Source organism: Streptomyces sp. NRRL S-1022 (assembly GCF_000720135.1).
In the GTDB taxonomy this organism is placed as follows: Bacteria; Actinomycetota; Actinomycetes; order Streptomycetales; family Streptomycetaceae; genus Streptomyces.
The window spans coordinates 120789-140644 of the sequence record NZ_JOIU01000002.1; the positions used below are offsets into that span (position 1 = coordinate 120789).

Consider the following 19856-nt stretch of genomic DNA (forward strand, 5'->3'; position numbering starts at 1 on the left):
CTCAGGCACCCGTCTTCGCGGTGTCGGCCACGGGGACGCCGAAGTCGGGGGTGCCGTCCGGTTTCCAGCCGAGCTTCTGGACACGGGTGTGCCGGTTGGGGTCGTGCAGCGGGTCGCCGGTGATCTCCTTGTACTGGCGGGCGTGGTAGACGAGGACGTCGGTGCGGCCGTCCTCGGCGACGGTGAAGCAGTTGTGCCCGGGGCCGTACTGCTTGGTGGTGTCGTTGCTGGTGAAGACCGGGACGGGTGACTTGCGCCAACTCCGCGCGTCCATGGGGTCGCTGTGGATGTCGGCGGTGAGCAGGCCCATGCAGTAGTGCCAGTCGGTGGCGCTGGCCGAGTAGGTGAGGAAGAGCCGGCCGTTGCGCTGCAGCACGTACGGGCCCTCGTTGACCTTGTAGCCGACGCACTCCCAGTCGTACTCGGGTGTGGACAGCCGGACCTGGGGGCCGGTCAGCGTCCAGGGGTTGGCCATCCTGGAGATCCACAGGGCGGTGTTGTTGTCCGTGCCGGGTTCGTGCTGGGCCCAGACCAGGTAGCGGGTGCCGTGGTGCTTGAAGGTGGTGGCGTCGAGGGAGAAGGTCTCCCAGGCGGTCTTGACCTGGCCTCGTTCGACCCATGTGCCCTTGAAGGGGTCGGGGCCGGCGTTCTCCAGGACCCAGATGCGGATGGCCCAGACGTCCTCGGCGGGGGCGGAGGCGAAGTAGATGTACCACTTGCCGCCGATCCGGTGCAGCTCGGGCGCCCAGATGTGGGCGCCCATGGGGCCGGTGGCGTGTGCCCGCCAGATCACCGACTCGGCGGCGGTGGACAGGCCGTTCAGGGTGCGGGCGCGGCGCAGGATGATGCGGTCGTACTCGGGGACGGTCGCGGTGAAGTAGTAGAGGCCGTCGGTGTGGCGGGTGATGTGCGGGTCGGCGCGCTGGGAGACGAGGGGGTTCACGTGGGGGGCCGCCTTGCCGGGCGCGGTCGGGGACGCGAGCGCGGGGGTCGCGGAGCTGGCCGCCAGGACGCCGGCGGCTGCGGCGCCCTTCAGGAGCAGCCGGCGGGAAGGGGCTTCGGGCAGGTCGTGGTCGCGGCTCATGCGACTGCCTCTCGGTGGGGGACAGCGGTACCTTCGAAATGCCGTGCGTTCGAAATCACGTACAGCATCTGTGATGCCGAACGCGGAAAAGGTAAGGGTGGTCCGCGAGAGGGTCAATGGGTCCGGCGGGAGGAGGGGAAAGCGCTTCCTCCTCTCCCGGGGGCGTTCCGCGTCAGGCGGGCGTTCCGGCCGGCTCCTGACGGCCGCGCAGCCACCCGTACACCGGGGTGCCCGCGAACAACACGCCCTGGTAGACCGTCGCGGAGCCCGCGCCGGCGATCAGTCCGAAGGAGAAGGCGAAGGACAGCGCGGCGACGGTGAGGTCACGGGCGGGGCCGGCCGGGCGGACCCGGGCGCGCGAGCCAGGGCCGGCCGGTACGACCGCGCGGCGGCGGACAGCGGATAGGGCACGCAGCCGGTGAACGCGGTGATGAGCACGAGGACCCGGAAGGTGGTGTCAGGACCCGCCGTGCGGTTGAGCGCGATCGGAGCTGCGACGGACAGGACGGCGAAGGCGAGCAGGCTGACCGTGCCGTACCGCGCCACGGTGGCGGGCAGGGCGAAGATGCCGCCGCCGATGATGTCGCCGGTGCCATGGGAGTTTCCGCAGGTCAGAATGAGCATGGACGGTTGCTCACCTGCTGGACACCTGGGTTCGCTTCCCTCGCGCTTCGATTAGCGTCGTGACATGACCAGCAACACCTCCCCCAGTCTCGCCGCAGCCCTCGCCGCCGGAACGGTCGTGCTCGACGGCGGCATGTCCAACCAGCTGGAGTCGGCCGGACACGATCTGAGCGACGAGCTGTGGTCGGCCCGGCTGCTCGCGGAGCGGCCCGAGGCGGTCACCGAGGCGCACCTCGCCTACTTCAGGGCGGGCGCGGCGGTCGCGATCACCGCCAGCTACCAGGCCACCTTCGAGGGGTTCGCGAAGCGCGGGATCAGCCGTGCGGAGGGGACCCGACTGCTCGGGCTGAGCGTGGAGCTGGCCCGGGAGGCCGCCCGGCAGGCGCAGGGGGAGGGTGTCGGCCGGCCGTTGTGGGTGGCGGCCTCGGTCGGCCCGTACGGGGCGATGCTCGCGGACGGTTCCGAGTACCGGGGCCGGTACGGGCTGAGCGTCGAGGAGCTGGAGCGGTTCCACCGGCCGCGCCTGGAGGTGCTGGCCGAGGCCGCGCCGGACGTCCTGGCGCTGGAGACGGTTCCGGACGCGGACGAGGCGGCGGCCCTGGTGCGGGCGGTGCGCGGGCTGGAGGTGCCGGCCTGGCTCTCGTATACGGTCGACGGTCGCCACACCCGCGCGGGCCAGCCCTTGGAGGAAGCCTTCGCTCTGGCCGCCGAGGCCGACGAGGTCATCGCGGTCGGCGTGAACTGCTGCGCGCCCGGGGATGTGGCGTACGCCGTCGAGACCGCGGCCCGTGTCACCGGGAAGCCGGTCGTGGTCTATCCCAACAGCGGTGAGGCGTGGGATGCCGAGGCCCGTGCCTGGACCGGGCGCACCACGTTCGGCGCCGAGCAGGTCAAGGCGTGGCGGGACGCGGGGGCACGGTTGATCGGGGGGTGCTGCCGGGTCGGCCCGCCGGCCATCACGTCGATGGCGCGCGCACTGGACGCGGCCTGAGCGCGCCGCTCGGCGGGGAGTGCTTCATCGTCTTGGTGCCGCCCGCCTGATGCCGTCGGTCGCCGTGACCGCCGGTCGGGGGCCGACTGCGTCCGTGACCGTCTTGGTGTCCTGGCTGGGCCGCTGGGGCGATTGTCGACCGGCGACAGTCGGCTGTCGCCGGTCGGCTGTCGGCTGTCGGCTGTCGGCTGTCGGCTGTCAACAGTCGTTTGTCGTCAGGGGGGTGCCTGGCGTCTGTCCACTGTCGACCGGCGACCAGCGGCGGTCACCGCCGCCGGGCCGCCGCCGACCGCCGCAATCGCCGTACCGCCGCCGCCCACTCGGCCCCTGGGGCCCGGATTGGACCGGCGGGGCCGGGCTCGGGGACGGGGTGGGCGGTCGACCACAGGGCGAATTCCGCATCCCGTGGACCGTATGCCGTATACGGTCCACCGTCGCCGAAGATCCGCACCGGATGTGACGCGTCCCATGCCTCCCACCCCGGATCCCCGGTCGCAGCGAACCGCACCCAGGCCGTGTGCATCGCGTCGCCCAGCTCCCGCGGGGCGCCCTCGCCGGCCAGTTTCTTGGACTCGGGTACGTCGCCGGTGTCGAAGACGAAGCCCAGTTCCAGTGCGTGGCAGGCCCCGAGGCCGGGGATGCGGGACGGCCAGGCGAACTCGTAGAGGTGGGAGGTGCCGGGCCGGGCGTCGGCGAGGCGGTGCAGTGGGGCCCGCAGCAGGTGGTCGGTGACCATCTGGCCGACGATCTCGGCGACACCGGCGTCGGGGTGGAGGGCGCGGTAGGCGCGGGGCACGTCGTGGCCGACGTGGCAGCGGGCCATCGCCGCGGCGAGGGCGACGGGGCCGAGCCGGTCGATGTGCTCCAGCAGTCCGCCGGGCACGAACCAGAGCCGGTACTCGTCGCGGGTCCAGCCCATGAGCAGGTCGACGCCTTGGCCGGCGTCGCCGTCGAGCAGGGCCTGGAGGGGGTCGCGGGGTACGAGGTCGCCGTCCACGACGATGCCGAACGCGGGTCCGCCCAGGACCGGGCTGCTGAGCCGGCCGACCTCGGCCTGGGTGCGCAGCAGCAGGTCGCGGTCGACGGCGGCGAAGGCCTCGGCGGTGGCGGGGATCTTCAGCCGGGCGGCCATGCGGCGCACCATGCGCCGTACCTTGTCCCGGTCGGAGGCTTCCGGCGGGCCGCTCTGCAGGACCGCACGCCGGATCAGGCCGCGGGTCGCGGGGGCGGCGAGCAGGACGCCGGCGCTGATGGCGCCGGCCGACTGGCCGCAGAGGGTGACCTGGTCGGGGTCACCGCCGAAGGCACCGATCGCTTCGTGCACCCAGCGCAGGGCGGCGAGCTGGTCGCGCAGGCCGGGGTTGGGGGGTGCGTCGGGGAACAGTCCGTAGCCCTCGACGCCGAGGCGGTAGTTCACCGAGACGCAGACGACGCCGTCGCGGGCGAAGGCGTGGCCGTCGTACACGGGTACGGCCGAGGAGCCCCTGGTGAGGGCGCCGCCGTGCAGCCAGACGAGGACGGGGAGCCGGGCACCGGATCCGGGCTCGGGGGTCCATACGTTGAGGTTCAGGCAGTCGTCGCCGAGGATCACCGGGTCGGACAGGTACCGGGCGAAGGCCTCGGAGTACGGGGGTTTGGGCGCGGTGGGACCGAAGGCGCCGGCGTCGCGGACGCCGTCCCAGGGCTCGGGGGGCCGGGGTGGGCGGAACCGCCGGGGGCCGAAGGGCGGGGCGGCGTACGGGATGCCGCGGAACACCGCGATGCCCTGCTCGTACCGGCCGCGTACGGCTCCGTGGGGTGTGCTGACCACGGGGCCCGTCTGGTCTGCCGTCATCACCCGCCAGCCCTTCGCCGCGCTCGTGCACCGTTCACATCAGAGCATCACATCACCCGGTTGTATTCCGGTGCAGGGGCCCGGGACTGGGCTGTTCGGCGTACCGGAGGGTGCCGGCAGAGGGCTGCTCGTAGCCGTCGCCGGCGGTGCGGCCGGTCCCCCGGGGGCTCACCCACCGAGGGCTGCGTGCGCGCTAGTGGTCTTCTTGCGGGCGCAGGCCGGAGGCCCGCGGGAGGGGGCCGTCGGCGCGGTCGGCGAGGATGACGTCGCCGCGGTCGCCGTGAGTCCTGAGCCCCCCGGGGGGAGACGGCAGGATGCCTACGGTGAGGGTCGGGTGCCGCCCGTGCCATGGCCGTCGCGGTACCCCGGCCGTGGCGGTGCGGTGGCCGTGGCGGTGGCGGTGGGGGGTGAGGAGGCGATGAACGCCGTTGAGCAGGCGGCCGGTTGTCACGTCGAAGCGCAACCGGTCGGGACCCGCGTCCATCGGGAGAGCCCCCATGGGAGTCCCCCAGGAGAGTCCCTGAACGGAATTGGCACCACGCACGGCGCCCGGTCGATCCGTCGTGCCGGAAGAACCCGTCGCCCGACCGAGAGGCCGGCCGGTCGGCGGTCCGAGTCCGGGGAGGTCCTGACCGGCGCCACGACGGACGCCCGGCTGTACGCGACCCCAGACCGTGATCCGCCGCCCGGCCCTGCCGATTGACCCGTTCTTACCTGCGGACCTACGTTAGAAGGCGCTTTCTGCACACCCTTCTACGCTCCCGTTCCGTCAGGAGAGCCATGCCCAGCCCTCAGCCGCCGCGGGCCGTGTTCGCGATGGATCCGGTACATCTCCCGCTGCTCTTCCCCCCACCGCTCATGGAGCGGCTGAGGCGGGCGGCGGACATCGACCCGGAGTTCGTCGTCCGGGACTTCGCCGATCCGGCGGCATCCGGCGCCCTGGCCTGGGCCGAGGTGCTGATCACCGGCTGGGGCTGCCCGCACCTGGACGCCGGTGCCCTGGCCGCGGCACCGGAACTGCGGGCCGTCCTGCACGCCGCCGGCTCGGTCCGCTCCCTGGTCGGCGAGGCCCTGTGGGCGCATGGCGTCACCGTCTCCAGCGCGGTCGCCGGCAACGCACTGCCTGTCGCGGAGTACACGCTCGCGATGATTCTGCTCGCCGGGAAGGACGCCTTCGGCCACCGCGAGCGCTACCGCCGTACCCACACCGGTCCGGGCCCCGCCGAAACCGCGGGCACCGGCAACCTCGGCCGTCGCGTCGGGGTCGTCGGCGCCTCCCGTGTGGGCCGCCGGCTCATGGAGCTGCTGCGGCCGTTCGACCTCACGGCCCTGCTGTACGACCCCTACGTCAGCGCCGCCGAGGCCGCCGGCCTGGGGGCGGAACCGGTATCGCTGGAGGAGTTGCTGCGGCGCAGCGACATCGTGACCCTGCACGCCCCCGACATCCCCGAGACGCGCCACATGCTCGACCGGGCCCGGCTGGCCCTGGTCCGGGACGGGGGCGTGCTGATCAACACCGCGCGCGGTGGGCTGGTCGACCACGAGGCGCTGACGCAGGAGTTGGTCTCGGGGCGCCTGAGTGCGGTCCTCGACGTCACGGAGCCCGAACCGCTGTCCGCCGGTTCGCCGCTGTACCGGCTGCCGAACGTCTTCCTCACCCCGCACATCGCGGGTTCGCTCGGCAACGAGTTGGCACGGCTGGGCGTGATCGTCGTGGAGGAGCTGGAGCGGCTGGCCGAGGGCCTCCCGCCGCGGCACCGGGTGCGGCACGCGGATCTGTCCCGGGTCGCCTGACGACCGAACAGATGACGGAGCGCGCGCACCACGACCTCATACGAGACGGGCGCCGGCGTCGAGGCGGGGCCGTCGACGTTCCCCCGGGCGGCCGGGCTGCGTGCGCCCCGGTTCGGCACGGCGGCCCGCTTCGCCGTCGGCCTGACGCGCCAGCGCCCCGGCGCGCGGGGCGACGCCCGGTGCCGGCGGGGCGAGGCCCGGTGCCGGCCGGTCGGGGACGGTGCCGGCGGGTCGGGGACGGTGCCGGCCGGTCGGGGACGGTGCCGGCCGGTCGGGGTCGGCGCCGTCGCCCGGTCGGGCCGGCGTCAGGCTTCATCCGGCTCTCCGGCTCTCCGGCTCTCCGGCGAGCACGGTTCGCGGCCGTGTTGCCCGGCGCGTTGGTCACGGTCGGTTGCGGTCCACGCCGTGGACCTCGTCGTCGCCTCCTTCATGGCGGACATCGCCAGCTTCCGGACTCGGCTCGCCCTGTCGGCCCCGGCGACCGCGACCGCCCGGGCGTATGAGACTCCCGGGACGTTCCGGGGTTCGGAGTTTCGAAAGCAGCGGGATCCGCCATCCCGTGAATTCCCGTGTCTTCCCGCCGTGTTGACGCCCACCTATGGTAGGAAGCGCTTTCTGTCTGTTCGGTGAGCAGGCCGCGGACGCAGCGCTGGTCGCAACTTTCGGTGGCCCACGGGCGGGCCGGAGAGGTGGTTCCCTATGGTCCGTGCGGGGAGTGCGAGCGTGGCGGCAGGGCCGACGCTGGCGGTGGTGGCCCGTGAGGCGGGCGTGTCGGTGCCCACCGCGTCCAAGGTGGTCAACGGCCGGGAGGACGTGGCGCCGGAGACCCGCCGCCGGGTGACCGAGGCGCTGGACCGGCTCGGCTATGTGCGCCGGCCCCGTTTCGACGCGTCGAAGGCGCCGGGCCTGGTGGACCTGGTGCTGCACCCGCTGGAGAGTTCCAGGTCGGGTGCGGTGCTGCACGGGGTGGAGGCGGCGGCGTACGAGGCGGGTCTGGAGGTGGTGGTCTCGGCCGGGCGTCCCGGGCCGGACCGGACCCGGGACTCCCGGCCGGAGCGCGGCTGGCTGGACAAGCTGACCACGCGGGGCTCCTCGGGCGTGCTGTTCCCGCTCGCGGAGCTGTCCGCCGCGCAGTACGCCTGGCTGGACCACCACCGCATCCCGTACGTGCTCATCGACCCGGTGCACGAGCCGCCGGCCGGGGTGGTGTCGGTCGGGGCGGCCAACTGGCAGGGCGGGGTGAGCGCGACGGAGCATCTGCTGCGGCTGGGCCACGAGCGGATCGGGGTGATCGCCGGGCACCGGCGGGCCATGGCCGACGGCGCACGGGTGGCCGGCTACCGCTCGGCGCTCACCTCGGCGGGCGTGCGGCAGCGCGCCGAGTACGTGCGGCACGCTGGCCGTGACGAGGCCACCGCCCGGCTGCGCATGCACGAGCTGCTGGATCTGCCCGAGCCGCCGACCGCGGTGTTCGTGTGCGCGGACCGGATGGCGCTGGGGGTGTACGCGGCGTTGGCGGAACGGGGGTTGCGGGTGCCGGACGAGGTGAGCGTGGTGGGGTTCGACGACCTGCCCGAGGCCCGCTGGGTCGCCCCGGCACTCACCACGGTCCGGCAGCCGCTGGCGGAGATGGCGGCGACGGCGGTGCGGCTGCTGGTGCGGATGATGCGGGGCGAGCGCCCCGAGGGGACGCGGACGGAGCTGTCGACACGGCTGGTGGAGCGGGCGAGCACGGCCCCGCCGCCGGTGCGCCGTGCCGTGGTGCGCAGGCCGGTGCCGGCCGAGCGGCCGACCGCGTGACGTGGGCGGCCGGTTCGGGCCGGGCACGGTGACCCCGCGGGTGCGGGGTTCGTTGGCCGGGCATGGACCCCACCACGCGTATCGCCGCGGCCCTCGCCGTGGCCGCAGCCGCCCTGGTCACCGTCTACGGCTCGGCGCACGCCGCCTGCCGTACCGTCGCTCCCGGGCCGCAGCGCGCCACCGTGGCCTCGCCCGCCACCGTGGCTTCGCCCGCCGACGAGCACGACCCCGAGGAGGAGGTCGAGCTCGACGAGAACGGCCGTCCCGACCTGACGGAGGACTGAGTCCCCGGGCGGTCCGGTCACCCGGTGACGGCCGGGCACCTCCCGCACGGGGTGCCCGGCCGTCGTGCTGTTGCGGTGGTTCCGGTGCTTCGCTCCGCTCAGTCCTCCTCGCCCCGGTCGGCGCCGAAGAGGGCTTCCACCACGTCCACGGCGCTGCCGTCGTGGTCGCTGCCGGCGGTGCCGCTGCCGGTCTGCACGTTGGCCGTGCGGTCGACTTCGAGCCAGGAGTCGGCGTGGGAGTTGTCGATCACGGTGATCAGACTCCCGGACGCGACCGCGGGTGCGGCGCCGGACGCGAGGAGCGCGGCGGCGACCGCCGTGGCCGCGCCGAGCCGGGGTACGGCACCGGTCACACGCCCACACCCTCGGGGGTGCGCCGCTCGGGCGCGATGTTGCGCTCCAGCAGGCTGGTGGAGGCTTTCACGCCGACCCCGCTCGTGGGGTCCACCTCCGGCAGCCGGCCGTCGGCGGCCTTGAGACCGGCGAGGGCGGAGTCCATCGCCTCGTGCGCGGCGAACAGGCAGGGGGTGCTGTAGATGGCGACGTCCACGCCGAGGTCGGACAGCTCGCCGAGGGACAGGCGGGGCGACTTGCCGCCGGCGATCTGGTTGAACAGCAGCGGTTTGTCGCCGACGACCTTTCGGATCCGTTGGATCCACTCGACGCTGCGCACCCCGTCGACCAGCACCACGTCGGCGTCGGTGGCCGCCAGCTGTTCGGCGCGGTGCAGGATGTCGTGCTCGTCTGTGGCGTCGGTTCGGGCGACGACGACGAGGTCCTTGCGGGTCTCCAGGACCCTGTGCAGCTTCTCCAGGTACTCGTCCAGGGGCAGCACCTGCTTGCCGTCGGCGTGGCCGCAGCGGCGGGGCCGCTTCTGGTCCTCAAGGATGACCCCGGAGGCACCGATGCGTTCCAGTCCCTCGACGACGTGACAGGCGACCTCGGGGTCGACGTACCCGTCGTCGATGTCGACCAGCAGGTGGTGGTGCGGGAACGCGCCCCGCAGCCGCTGGACGAAGGCCACCATGTCGGGCCAGGCGATGAATCCGATGTCCGGCAGGCCGTAGTACGAGGCCGCGAAACCGAAGCCCGATACGAACATTCCGTCGTAGTGCTTGGCCGCGATCGACGCCGAGTACATGTCGTACACGCCGATCAGCGGAGTGGTCCCGGGCTCGGCGATGCTCTCGCGCAGCTTCTTCCCGTAAGTCAAGGTCCGGCTCCTCGTGTGGGTGGGTGACGCGGGGCGGGATGGGGGGGCCGCCGCGTCTCGACGCCCTTTGCCAAGACAAGAGCATCTCTAGGTATTCACGTGACCTTCGCCCTACGCCAGCTTTACTCACTCCGATGGAGCAACCGATTCACCGCAGAAACGTCACTCGGTGAGCCGTGCCGCCCAGGTGAGCCCCCCGTTCAGGTGGGCCAGGAAGAGCGGGTCACGGTAGGCGCCGGCGGCGTGGCCGAGTGCCGTGTAGAACACGCGTCCGCCTGCGGGGCCCTGCTCACGGCACCAGGCCAGCGGATGGTCCGCGCCCATCCCGCCGCCGTCGTACGACGTCTCGTCGGCGCGCAGCAGCACCCGGGCCCCGCCGCCCGGGGGATGGTCGAAGTCGTACCACTCGTCGGTGAAGTCCCACACGGCGGGCAGCCGCCGGGTGGCGGGGTGGGCGGGGTCGGCGACGAGGGCGCGGCCGGGCTGGTGGGCGGGGTGCCGGGTGAAGCGGGCGCCGAGGAGTTCGCCGTAGTACGGCCACCCGTACTCGGTGCAGGCCGCCGCGTGCACCCCGGCGAAGCCGCCGCCGGAGCGGACGTGGCTCTCCAGCCGTGCGCGCCCGGCCGGGGTGAGCACGTCACCGCTGGTGGAGAGGAAGACCACGGCCGCGAACCCCTCCAGCGGCCGTTCGAGGTCCGCCGGGTCCTCGGTGTGCTCGACGGCGAACCTGCCGAGGTCCCGGACGGCGGCGACGGCATCCGGGATGGAGTCGTGGCGGTAGTCGGCGGTACGGGTGTAGAGGAGGAGACGAGGAGGCATGCCACACGACTCTAGGCGGGCGTGCTCCGGCCCGGCTCCCGCGTGCGGCCGCCGGTGGTCGAACCGGTCAACCGCCCTCGCCCACGCTGTTGTCGGGCGCTCCGTCGCCGTACGACGGGAGGTCGCCGCGCTGCACCGGGGCCGTCGCCGTGCGCGGCGGCGGCAGAAGGCCTGCGAGTTCCTCGGGTGCGGGGCGGTGGACGGCGTCGGCGGCTCGGCGCAGCACCCCGGGTGCGACCTTCTCGCCGCTGATGCGCACCACCCGGCCCTTCGCCGGCGCCCGGCAGACGTAGTCCGTGGGGCAGTCGGCGGCGCTGCCCCGCTCGGCGTAGAGGTGGAGTACGGCGCCGTCCTTCGCCCAGTAGGAGGCGGAGAAGCCGTCGTCCCCGTTCACGCCTATGGACTGCTGGGCGAGGGTGAAGCCCGGCACGTCGGTGAGGTAGACGAGTTCCGGCGCGATGCCCAACGCGCGCAGGTGTTCGTCGAGTTCGGTCCGCGACGTGGTGGCGGCCGGAGTGGTGGCGGCGGGGGTGGTGGCGGCGGAGGTGGTGGTGGCCGGGGTGGGCTGCCGGGCGTCGCCGGTGTCGGTCTTCTCCGTGCCGCACGCCGCGAGCAGTGCGGGCAGGAGCAGCAGCGGCAGGGTGCGTGCGGTACGGATCATGCGCCCATCGTGCCGCACGGGCGTTCCCGGGGCCGGTCCCGATCCCGTAACCTCTCGCGCGATGAACGCGATTCCGCCACTGCTGGACCATGTCGTCCTCGCCGCACCGGACTTGGAAGTGACGGTCGCCGAGTTCGCGCGGCGGACCGGGGTCGCGCCGGCACCCGGCGGCGTGCATGTCGGGCTGGGGACGCGCAACCACCTGGTGGGGCTGGGCGGCCGGAGCTACCTGGAGATCATCGGGCCGGATCCGGAGCAGCCCGGGGCCGCCGGGCCGCGGCCGTTCGGCGTCGACCGGCTGGCCGGTCCCTCCGTGGTGACCTGGGCGATCAGCCCGCCGGACCTGGACGCGGCGGTCGCCGCGGCGCGGGCGCGTGGTCATGACCCCGGGCCGGTGCGGCCGATGAGCCGGCGGACCCCGGACGGCACCCTGCTGCGGTGGCGGCTGACCGACGCCGGTCCCGGTGAGGCGCCGGGTCTGCTGCCGTTCCTCATCGACTGGGGCGACTCCCCGCATCCGGCCGCCTCGGGACTTCCGGTCACCCCGCTGCTGGCGATGTCGGCCTCGACGCCCGCCCCGCAGGCGGTGCGCGGCCCCCTCGCGGCCCTCGGCACCTCGCTGACCCTCACGACGGGACCCGTAGCACTCTCCTTCACCGTGGACACACCGAACGGGCCGGTCGTCTTCGGCTGAGCGCCGGGCGCGAGGCGGCGGGCTCGGGGCGGAGTGCCGGGCGGCGGGTGCACGGTGCCGGGGTCCTTCTTCCGGATCTTGCCGGGTTCGCGTGCTCACGCGGGAACCACACCTCCTGATTGAACGTGTTCAAATACGGGTTCTGTCGCCGGGACCCTCACTGTCGCGCGAAGGAGGGGCATGGGCACGGAGGACGGGTCCGCCGGGAGCGGACTGCGGCACGGGTTCGCCCAGCTGGTGCGGTTCGGCGTGGTCCAGGTCCGCGCCTGTGCCTTCGCCGGGGCGCTGCTGGCCGGGATCGGGGCCTCCCGGCTGCTGCCCCCGCTGCCCGTCGCCCGCTACGACCTGGTCCTCGTCTACGGCGTACTGCTCACCCTCGTCGCCCGCCGGGTCGGCTGGGAGACCCGGCGGGACACCGCGGTGATCGCCGTGTGCCATGTGCTGGGACTGCTGTTCGAGCTGGTCAAGGTGCATGTGGGCTCGTGGAGTTACCCGGAGGACGCCCTCACCAAGATCGCCGGAGTGCCGTTGTACGGAGGCTTCATGTACGCGGCGGTCGCCAGTTACGTCTGCCGGGCGCGGCGGCTGATGCGGCTGCGCTACACCCGCTACCGCGCCGCCGCCACGACCCTGGTCGCCGCCGCCGTCTACCTCAACTTCTTCACCCACCACTGGATACCGGACCTGCGCTGGCCGCTCGCGGTGGCGATGACCGCGGCGACGGCCGGCACCTGGGTCGGCTTCCGCGTGGGCGCCCACCGCTACCGCATGCCGCTCGCCCTCTCCTTCGTCCTGATCGGCTTCTTCCTGTGGGTCGCCGAGAACGCCGCGACCTATGCGGGAGCCTGGAGCTATCCGCAGCAGCTCGGCGGCTGGCAGCCGGTGCCGCTGACCAAGTTCGGTGCCTGGTCCCTGCTGATCAGCGTCACGTTCGTCCTCGTCGAGCACCTCGGGGCGAGCGGCCGGAACGGCCGCCCGAGGCGCCCGTGACCGGGCCGGTGCCCCGCCGCCGGTGTCCGATTCCTTCAAGACGGGCCGGCCGGCCGCGGCCTACGGTGCCCGCATGACCGTACGATTCGCCGTGATCGGCCTGGTCGTCTCCGACCTGGCCGCCTCGCTCGCCTTCTACCGCCGCCTCGGACTGGCCTTCCCCGCGGGAGCCGAGGACCAGCCGCATGTCGAGGCCGAACTGCCCGGCGGGCTGCTGCTCGCCCTGGACACCGAGGACACCGTCCGCTCCTTCCACCCCGGATGGCAGCCGCCCGCCGGCACGGGACGGGTCTCGCTCGCCTTCCGCTGCGACTCCCCCGCCGAGGTCGACGCCCGGTACGAGGAGCTGCTGGCCGCCGACCATCACGGTGAGCTGGAGCCGTGGGACGCCTTCTGGGGCCAGCGGTACGCCACCGTGCACGACCCCGACGGCAACGCGGTCGACCTGTTCGCCCCGCTACCCGTCCCCGGCGAGTAGCTGCCCGAGCGGCATCCCCGCCAGCCGGCGCACCTCACGCGCCAGGTGGGGCTGGTCCGCATAGCCCGCGCGGGCCGCTGTCTCGGCGTACGGGGTCCCGGAGCGGGCCAGGGCCAGCGCCCGCTGCAGCCGCAGGATGCGGGCCAGGGTCTTCGGGCCGTAACCGAAGGCGGTCAGGCAGCGGCGGTGCAAGCGGCGCTCTCCCAGGCCGAGTTCGGTGGCCGTCGCGGACACCGGGCGGCCCCCGGCCAGGCACTCCACCACCCGGCGCGGCACCGGATCCGGGGGCCCCGCCTGCGCCGCCCGGTCAAGAGCGAGGTCCTCCAGCGCGCTCGCGGGGTCGGGGGCCGCCGCGATCCGGCCGGCCAGCCGCCGGACCCGCGCCGCCGGCCACAGGTCCGCCAACTCCACCCGCAGGTCACGGAGTTCGTGTGCCGGCACACCGAGCAGCGTGGGTGCGGTGCCGGGGAAGAAGCGGATGCCCGTCCAGGACCGGCCTGGGCCCTCGGGCAGGTAGGGGCGGGTGTCGGGCCCCGCGACCAGCAGCCGGCCCTCGCTCCACAGCAGGTCCATGCAGCCGTCGGGCAGCACGGGACGGGTGCCGGTGCCGGCCGGGGAGTTCGTCCACACGACGGCGCCGGTCAGCCGGGATGCCCGCTCCGCGTACACGGGAGTCAGCGTACGTCGCCGGCGGCGCCGGTGCCGTGCCCGCGTCCACCGCGCCGGGGCCGTCCCGTCGCCGGTGCCGGGGTGCCGAGCAGCGGCAGGGCGTGGCGTGTGCGGAAGCGGCGGGCGTAGCCGGCGGTGATCCCTGCGGCCGGGTCCAGCAGGAGGAAGGACGGGACCCGGTCGAGCAGCGACACCGTGCCGGGCGGCAGCGTGACGGCGGCGAGTGGGCCGAGGGCGCCGTCGAGGAGCTGCTCGGCTCCCCACAGGAAGGTGAGGACCCGCAGTCGGACGGCCGGGGCGGAGGCTCGGACGACCGGGATGGAGGGTCGGACGGCCGGGGTGGAGGCTCGGCTGTCCCGGCCCCCTCCCACGTCGTACCGACCGTCCGCGTCATACCGACCGCCCTCGCCATACCGCCCTCCCGCGCCGTACCGCGCGTCCGTCCCCTCACGTCGGCCCTGTCCATCGCTGCCTCCCTGCCCGGTGTCGGAGTGGTACCGGGCGGTGCGGTGGCGAGGGTGCCCGGCTGTGCTGCCGCAGACCGGACGGTTCCGGCCCGCGCATTCACGCTAGGCGTGAGGCGGTGCCGGGCGGATCGGCGCACGGGTGGAGTGCCGGGTGGAGATTCGGGAAACCAGCGCGGCAGCCTTCTCCACCTCAGGGTCCAGAGAGGGTGGAGACCGGCACCGGGCCGGAAGCAGGCGGAGCGTGCAGGACGGAGCGAGTCGGCGACCCCGTCACCGCCGGCCGCAACGTCACTGCACCGGATGTCCTGCCCCGCCGTGTCCCTCGTGTCCCTCGTGTCCCTCGTGCCCGCCGTGCCCCTTGTGGGCGTGGTGCGGATTCCTCGCATGGGTGCGCAGGCGGGCCGTCACGTCCTCCGGGGGCAGGAAGCGGGACCAGCGCTCGGGGAACTCGGAGGGCATGTCGGGGTCGTCGGGATCGTCGGGGTCGGCCTCGCGGGCCGCAGCGGCGCGGGCGACGTACTCGGCGACCTGGGCGTGGCGCATCCGCTCGTTGGCCTCGCGGGCGGCGGCCGTGGCCGCGGCGGGCCAGACCCGGTCGATGGCCGCGTTCACGGCCGCGCCGACGAGCACGGCGAAGGCGGACACCCCGATCCAGAGCAGGACGGCGACGGCGGCGGCGAGGGAGCCGTAGATGGTGGCGCCCTCGATGGTGCTGGTGAGGTAGATGCGCAGCAGGAAGCTGCCCAGGACCCACATGGCGAGGGCGACCAGGGCGCCGGGCACGTCCTCGATCCACGGGGAGCGGACCGGCACGGACACGTGGTAGAGGGTCGTCAGGAAGACGATGGACAGGACGATCACGACCGGCCAGTACAAAACCTGGACGACCGTCTCCGACCAGGGCAGGATCCGCACCACCGCGTCCGGTCCGGCCACCATCAGCGGCAGCGCCACGGAGCCGATCAGCAGCGCCACGATGAACAGCAGGAACGCCATGATCCTGGTCTTGACGATGCCCCGGACGCCGTCCAGGCCGTACATGACGGTGATGGTGTCGATGAAGACGTTCACCGCGCGGGAACCCGACCACAGGGCGAACAGGAAGCCGATGGAGATGACGTCGGGCCGGCCGCCCTTCATCACGTCGTGCAGGATCGGCTCGGCGATGTCCTTGACGCCCTTGTCGGACAGGACCGTGCGGGAGGCCTCCAGGAGGTTGGTCTCCAGGCTGTGGATGGTGTCGGCGCCGGTCCAGTCGTCGACGTAGCCGAGCAGCCCGATCAGGCTCAGCAGCAGCGGCGGCACCGACAGCAGCGTGAAGAACGCCGCCTCGGCCGCCAGGCCGAGGATGCGGTACTCCATGCAGGAGTTGACGGTGTCCTTGAGCAACAGCCAGGCGGTCCTGCGCTTGGAGACGTTCCGGTAGAGGGCTCTGGCCCGGTGGAGCCGACCGGCCGGCTGCTCGGGGGTTTCGCTTGCTGGCTGCACGTCCTAACGGTATCCGCCGTGCCGGGCCGTCCTCACCTTCCGGAGGCGATCAGGGGCCCGGCCCGTCCGGTTCCCGGCGCCGTGCCACTCTGGAGGCCATCACCGCCGCCTTCCCGGGTAGGTTCGCAACCATGGCAGGCACCTCCACCCACACCGTGACGAACCAGCCGCCCCCGCTGGTCGGCTACGACGTCTTCACCGCCGACCGGGCCCTCGCCGAGGCCGTCGACCGCTACACGGCCGCGGACGTCCTGGACGAGGTGCGCGCCGAGCTGTCCGCGCTCGGCCGGGCCGCCGGCTCCGCACAACTGCACGAATGGGCGACGCAGGCGAACGAGCACCCGCCCCGGCTGCGCAGCCACGACCGGTACGGCCACCGGATCGACGAGGTCGAGTTCCATCCGGCCTGGCACCGGCTGCTCGGCAAGGGCGTCTCGGCCGGTCTGACCGGCGCCTGGACCCGGCCCGCCGGGCATGTGCGCCGGGCGGCCGGGTTCCTGGTCTGGACGCAGGTGGAGGCGGGCACCTGCTGCCCGCTGTCGATGACGCACGCGGCCGTGCCCGCGCTGCGCGCCGACGCCGCCCTGGCCGCCGAGTGGGAGCCCCGGCTGACGTCCACGGTCTACGACCGGGAGCTGCGGCCCGCCGGGCAGAAGCCGGGCGCGCTGTTCGGGATGGGCATGACCGAGAAGCAGGGCGGCAGCGACGTCCGCGCGAACACCACTGTGGCGCACCCCCTCGCGGAGCCCGGCACCTATGTACTGACCGGACACAAGTGGTTCTGCTCGGCGCCCATGTCGGACGCGTTCCTGGTGCTCGCGCAGGCCCCGGGCGGGCTGACCTGCTTCCTGGTCCCGCGGGTCCTGCCCGACGGCGGCCGCAACGTCTTCCTGATCCAGCGGCTGAAGGACAAACTGGGCAACCGCTCGAACGCCTCCGCCGAGGTGGAGTTCGCCGGCACCTGGGCGCGCCGGGTCGGCGAGGAAGGGCGCGGGGTGCGCACGATCATCGGGATGGTCGCCGCGACCCGGCTGGACTGCGCGCTCGGCTCGGCGGGCCTGATGCGGCAGGCGGTGGCACAGGCCGTGCACCACTGCACCCACCGGGAGGCGTTCGGCGGGAAGCTGGTGGACAAGCCGCTGATGCGCAACGTCCTCGCCGATCTCGCGCTGGAGTCTGAGGCCGCGACCGCGCTCGCGCTGCGGCTCGCCGCGGCCTGGGACGACGGCGGGGAGCAGGAGCGGGCCTTCCTGCGGCTCGCGGTGCCGGCGGCCAAGTACTGGATCACCAAGCGCTGTGCGCCGGTGGCGGTGGAGGCCGCCGAGTGCCTGGGCGGCAACGGGTACGTCGAGGAGTCCGGCCTGCCCCGGCTGGTGCGGGAGTCGCCGCTGAACTCCATCTGGGAGGGCGCGGGGAACGTACAGGCGCTGGACGTGCTCCGGGCGCTGCAGCGGGAGCCGGGCGCGCTGGACGCCTGCCTCACCGAGATCGGCCGCGCGCACGGCGCCGACCACCGGCTGGACCGGGCGGTGAAGGATCTGTTCACCGAACTCGCCGACCTGGAGGGCATCGAGGGCCGGGCCCGCCGTGTGGTGGAGCGGCTCGCCGTGGTCCTGCAGGGCTCCCTGCTGGTACGGCACGCCCCGCCGGAGGTCGCCGACGCCTTCTGCGCCTCCCGTCTGGGCGGCGACCACGGCGCGTCCTTCGGCACGTTGCCGACGGGCCTGGACCTGGAGTCGGTGGTGGACCGGGCGCGCCCGACGCCGTGAGGCGCAGGCCGGCCGGAGGGCGCGGGGAACTGCGCGACCAGCCACAACGGACCCGCAGCCGCCGACGCAACCTCCCCGTGCCGCCCCACAACGGACCCGCAGCCGCCGACGCAACCCTCCCGGTGCCGCCCCCGCCGCGCCCGGCCGAGCCGGCCGGTCTGGAGTGCGGAGGGGGGACCGCGCGAGGAGCCATGACGGACCTCCAGCCGCCGACGCGCCCCTCCGTAAGCCCCTCGGCCGAGCCCGGCCGAGCCGGTCGGCCTGGAGTGCAGGGGGGACCGCGCGAGGAGCCACGAAGGGCCCAGCCGCCGCCGACACGCCCCTCCGTACACCCCTCGACCGCACCCGGCCGAACCGGCCTGCCTGCCTGAAGTGGGAGGGACCGCCCGAGGAGCCACGACGGACCCCCAGCCGCCGCCGACACGCCCCTCCGTGCCGTCCCGCGCCGCGCCCGGCCAACCCGTCGGGCGGCAGGGGGTGGTGCTGCGCCGACACGGCACCACCCCCGCCGTCGGGGCCCGTTGAGCCCGCGGACGCGCAGGGCGTCGTCGTCAAGTCTCGGCCACCGTCCGGTGGTCCGCCAGGGTTGCAGGGGGTTGCAACTTATGGGGGCACATGCGCGGAGTCTGTGCCTCCGCCATGCCCGGAGCGGCACTATGAGAGGCACAGCCGGACCGGAAACCGCCGCCCGGACGGCTTGACAAGTGTGTTCGATGCCTTTCTCCGGAGGACCGCAGTGGTGAACCCGCCGATGAACGTGGCGCGCTTGGCCGCCGTGGACGCGGCACAGGCGGCGCGGGTACTGAACGAGACGCGCGAGGCCACGCTCGCCGGACACCGTGCGCGGATCGCGCCCCGGCCGGTGATCGAGCAGTCCTGGGGGCGGATGCTGCGCAGCGGTGTCGATCCCGAACACGACTTCCGTTCGGGCCTGTTGTCGTCCGACGAGGTGCGCCGGCGGCGGGAGGAGTCGCCGTTGCGGCACGTCCTGCCAGTGCTGCGGGAGGGTCTGCTTTCGGTCGCGGACGTCACCCGGCACATCATGGTGGTGGCGGACGCCGACGGGCGCGTGCTGTGGCGGGAGGGGTCGGCCGCGGTGCTGCGCAAGGCCGACGGGCTCGGCTTCGAACTCGGCGCGGACTGGCGGGAAGACGTCGTCGGCACCAACGGGGTGGGCACGCCGGCGGTGGTGCGGCGGCCGGTGCAGGTGTTCGCCGCCGAGCACTTCGTACGGTCGCACGCCTCCTGGACCTGTACGGGCGCGCCGATCACCGATCCGCGGGACGGCCGGCTGCTCGGGGTGGTGGACGTCAGCGGCCCGCTGGAGACGGTGCATCCGGCCACCCTGGCCTGGGTGGACTCGGTGGCCAAGCTGGCCGAGGCCCGGCTGCGGGAGGTGCACCAGACCTCGCTGGAGGCGTTGCGGGCGGTGGCGGCGCCGGTGCTGGCCCGGCTGTCGGGGCGGGCGCTGGTGGTGGACCGCGACGGCTGGGCGGCGGCCGTGACCGGAATGCCGTACGTGCGGCGGGTGGCGCTGCCCAGGAGGCTGACGCCGGGCCGCCGGTGGCTGCCCTCGCTGGGTTCGTGCGCGGTGGAGCCGCTGGCCAAGGGCTGGCTGCTGCGGGCGGAGGACGAGGCGCAGGCCGGTGCCGTCCGCCGGATCGTGCTGGACCTCTCCCGGCCGGGCCGCTGCACGGTGCAGGTCACGGCCTCGGCGGCCGCCTGGTCGCGGGAACTCAGTCCGCGGCACGCGGAGTTGCTGTTCGTGCTGGCGGAGCACCGGGCCGGGCGGGGGGCGGCGGAGCTGGCGCAGGACCTGTTCGGCGATCCGTCCCGGACGGTGACCGTACGGGCGGAGATGTCCAGGATCCGGCGGTACCTCGGGGAACTGCTCCACCATCGGCCGTATCGATTCTGCGACGATGCGGAAGTGGACGTGATCCTTCCGGACGATCCGCGCAACCTGCTCCCCCAGTCGACGGCACCGGCGGTGGCCCGGAAACGGAATACCCCGCACACCGGCCCGACCGGGCGGCCTCCGGCGTGAACGGCCGTCCGCCCGACCCCGGCCCGGTCCGCGCTCCCCCGGCCGATCTGCGGCGACTTCACCCTGCCCGGGCCGTTCCTGCCGTAGCATCCCGTACGGGCCTCCCCACCTGTTCCTCGCGTCAACGTACGGATCAAGAGGCGCAGTTGG

Annotated in this window: 19 protein-coding genes; 9 read left to right on the plus strand and 10 right to left on the minus strand. The window is 73.8% G+C overall.

Annotated elements, in window-relative coordinates; translation table 11 throughout:
• Window position 1: 1 nt before the first annotated feature.
• Both IG05_RS0102335 and IG05_RS50475 read right to left on the minus strand, forming a co-directional pair.
• Entirely contained in the window at window positions 2-1084 is a 1083-nt protein-coding gene (locus IG05_RS0102335) for a family 43 glycosylhydrolase (RefSeq protein ID WP_030338634.1), read from the minus strand.
• 279 nt (window positions 1085-1363) lie between these two features.
• A complete protein-coding gene (locus IG05_RS50475) occupies window positions 1364-1708 on the minus strand; it encodes a hypothetical protein (protein WP_030338635.1) in 345 nt (114 codons plus the stop codon).
• Between the two features lie 64 nt (window positions 1709-1772).
• On the opposite strand from IG05_RS50475, the gene mmuM reads away from it, so the two are divergent.
• Window positions 1773-2699 (plus strand): homocysteine S-methyltransferase, encoded by a 927-nt coding sequence (gene mmuM, locus IG05_RS0102345; protein ID WP_030338636.1) that lies wholly within the window; start codon window positions 1773-1775, stop codon window positions 2697-2699.
• A gap of 265 nt (window positions 2700-2964) precedes the next feature.
• Here mmuM and IG05_RS0102350 read toward each other — a convergent pair whose 3' ends face one another.
• A complete protein-coding gene (locus tag IG05_RS0102350) occupies window positions 2965-4533 on the minus strand; it encodes a carboxylesterase/lipase family protein (protein WP_030338637.1) in 1569 nt (522 codons plus the stop codon).
• Between the two features lie 780 nt (window positions 4534-5313).
• Here IG05_RS0102350 and IG05_RS0102360 point away from each other — a divergent pair.
• The 3 genes from IG05_RS0102360 to IG05_RS0102370 all read left to right on the plus strand — a co-directional run bounded on the left by IG05_RS0102360 (window position 5314) and on the right by IG05_RS0102370 (window position 8411).
• The gene (locus IG05_RS0102360; protein ID WP_030338639.1) at window positions 5314-6327 is read left to right on the plus strand and encodes a hydroxyacid dehydrogenase; all 1014 of its coding nucleotides are present in this window, start codon (window positions 5314-5316) and stop codon (window positions 6325-6327) included.
• Between the two features lie 699 nt (window positions 6328-7026).
• A complete protein-coding gene (locus tag IG05_RS0102365) occupies window positions 7027-8127 on the plus strand; it encodes a LacI family DNA-binding transcriptional regulator (RefSeq protein ID WP_051789451.1) in 1101 nt (366 codons plus the stop codon).
• A 62-nt stretch (window positions 8128-8189) separates the two neighbouring features.
• Window positions 8190-8411: a hypothetical protein gene (locus IG05_RS0102370; RefSeq protein WP_030338641.1), complete on the plus strand. Its 222-nt coding sequence runs from the start codon at window positions 8190-8192 to the stop codon at window positions 8409-8411.
• Between the two features lie 98 nt (window positions 8412-8509).
• Here the strand turns inward: IG05_RS0102370 and IG05_RS0102375 are convergent, their stop codons facing one another.
• The 4 genes from IG05_RS0102375 to IG05_RS48245 all read right to left on the minus strand — a co-directional run bounded on the left by IG05_RS0102375 (window position 8510) and on the right by IG05_RS48245 (window position 11104).
• Window positions 8510-8764 (minus strand): hypothetical protein, encoded by a 255-nt coding sequence (locus tag IG05_RS0102375; RefSeq protein WP_030338642.1) that lies wholly within the window; start codon window positions 8762-8764, stop codon window positions 8510-8512.
• The gene (locus IG05_RS0102380) at window positions 8761-9624 is read right to left on the minus strand and encodes an isocitrate lyase/PEP mutase family protein (RefSeq protein WP_030338643.1); all 864 of its coding nucleotides are present in this window, start codon (window positions 9622-9624) and stop codon (window positions 8761-8763) included. The genes IG05_RS0102375 and IG05_RS0102380 overlap by 4 nt, the downstream gene beginning before the upstream one ends.
• 162 nt (window positions 9625-9786) lie before the next feature.
• The gene (locus tag IG05_RS0102385; RefSeq protein WP_030338644.1) at window positions 9787-10443 is read right to left on the minus strand and encodes a ThuA domain-containing protein; all 657 of its coding nucleotides are present in this window, start codon (window positions 10441-10443) and stop codon (window positions 9787-9789) included.
• Between the two features lie 67 nt (window positions 10444-10510).
• Window positions 10511-11104 (minus strand): hypothetical protein, encoded by a 594-nt coding sequence (locus tag IG05_RS48245; protein ID WP_030338645.1) that lies wholly within the window; start codon window positions 11102-11104, stop codon window positions 10511-10513.
• Between the two features lie 61 nt (window positions 11105-11165).
• Here IG05_RS48245 and IG05_RS0102395 point away from each other — a divergent pair, with 61 nt between their 5' ends.
• The 3 genes from IG05_RS0102395 to IG05_RS0102405 all read left to right on the plus strand — a co-directional run bounded on the left by IG05_RS0102395 (window position 11166) and on the right by IG05_RS0102405 (window position 13266).
• Complete coding sequence (locus IG05_RS0102395; RefSeq protein ID WP_030338646.1) at window positions 11166-11798, plus strand: VOC family protein; 633 nt, start codon at window positions 11166-11168, stop codon at window positions 11796-11798.
• Between the two features lie 180 nt (window positions 11799-11978).
• Entirely contained in the window at window positions 11979-12788 is an 810-nt protein-coding gene (locus IG05_RS0102400) for a DUF817 domain-containing protein (protein ID WP_030338647.1), read from the plus strand.
• 73 nt (window positions 12789-12861) lie between these two features.
• On the plus strand, window positions 12862-13266 hold the full coding sequence (locus tag IG05_RS0102405) for a VOC family protein (RefSeq protein ID WP_030338648.1): 405 nt from the start codon (window positions 12862-12864) through the stop codon (window positions 13264-13266).
• Here IG05_RS0102405 and IG05_RS0102410 read toward each other — a convergent pair.
• The 3 genes from IG05_RS0102410 to IG05_RS0102420 all read right to left on the minus strand — a co-directional run bounded on the left by IG05_RS0102410 (window position 13246) and on the right by IG05_RS0102420 (window position 15890).
• Window positions 13246-13935 carry a helix-turn-helix domain-containing protein gene (locus tag IG05_RS0102410; RefSeq protein WP_030338649.1) on the minus strand — a complete coding sequence of 230 codons (690 nt, stop codon included), beginning with the start codon at window positions 13933-13935 and terminating at the stop codon, window positions 13246-13248. The genes IG05_RS0102405 and IG05_RS0102410 overlap by 21 nt on opposite strands.
• Window positions 13936-13940: 5 nt before the next feature.
• Window positions 13941-14306: a hypothetical protein gene (locus IG05_RS41835; RefSeq protein ID WP_030338650.1), complete on the minus strand. Its 366-nt coding sequence runs from the start codon at window positions 14304-14306 to the stop codon at window positions 13941-13943.
• 384 nt (window positions 14307-14690) lie between these two features.
• A complete protein-coding gene (locus IG05_RS0102420; protein WP_199808229.1) occupies window positions 14691-15890 on the minus strand; it encodes a YihY/virulence factor BrkB family protein in 1200 nt (399 codons plus the stop codon).
• 131 nt (window positions 15891-16021) lie between these two features.
• On the opposite strand from IG05_RS0102420, the gene IG05_RS0102425 reads away from it, so the two are divergent.
• Window positions 16022-17659 (plus strand): acyl-CoA dehydrogenase family protein, encoded by a 1638-nt coding sequence (locus IG05_RS0102425; protein ID WP_030338652.1) that lies wholly within the window; start codon window positions 16022-16024, stop codon window positions 17657-17659.
• Window positions 17660-18410: 751 nt separating this feature from the next.
• Window positions 18411-19706, plus strand: coding sequence for a helix-turn-helix domain-containing protein (locus IG05_RS0102430; protein ID WP_199808236.1), 1296 nt, complete (start codon window positions 18411-18413; stop codon window positions 19704-19706).
• Window positions 19707-19856 lie beyond the last annotated feature (150 nt).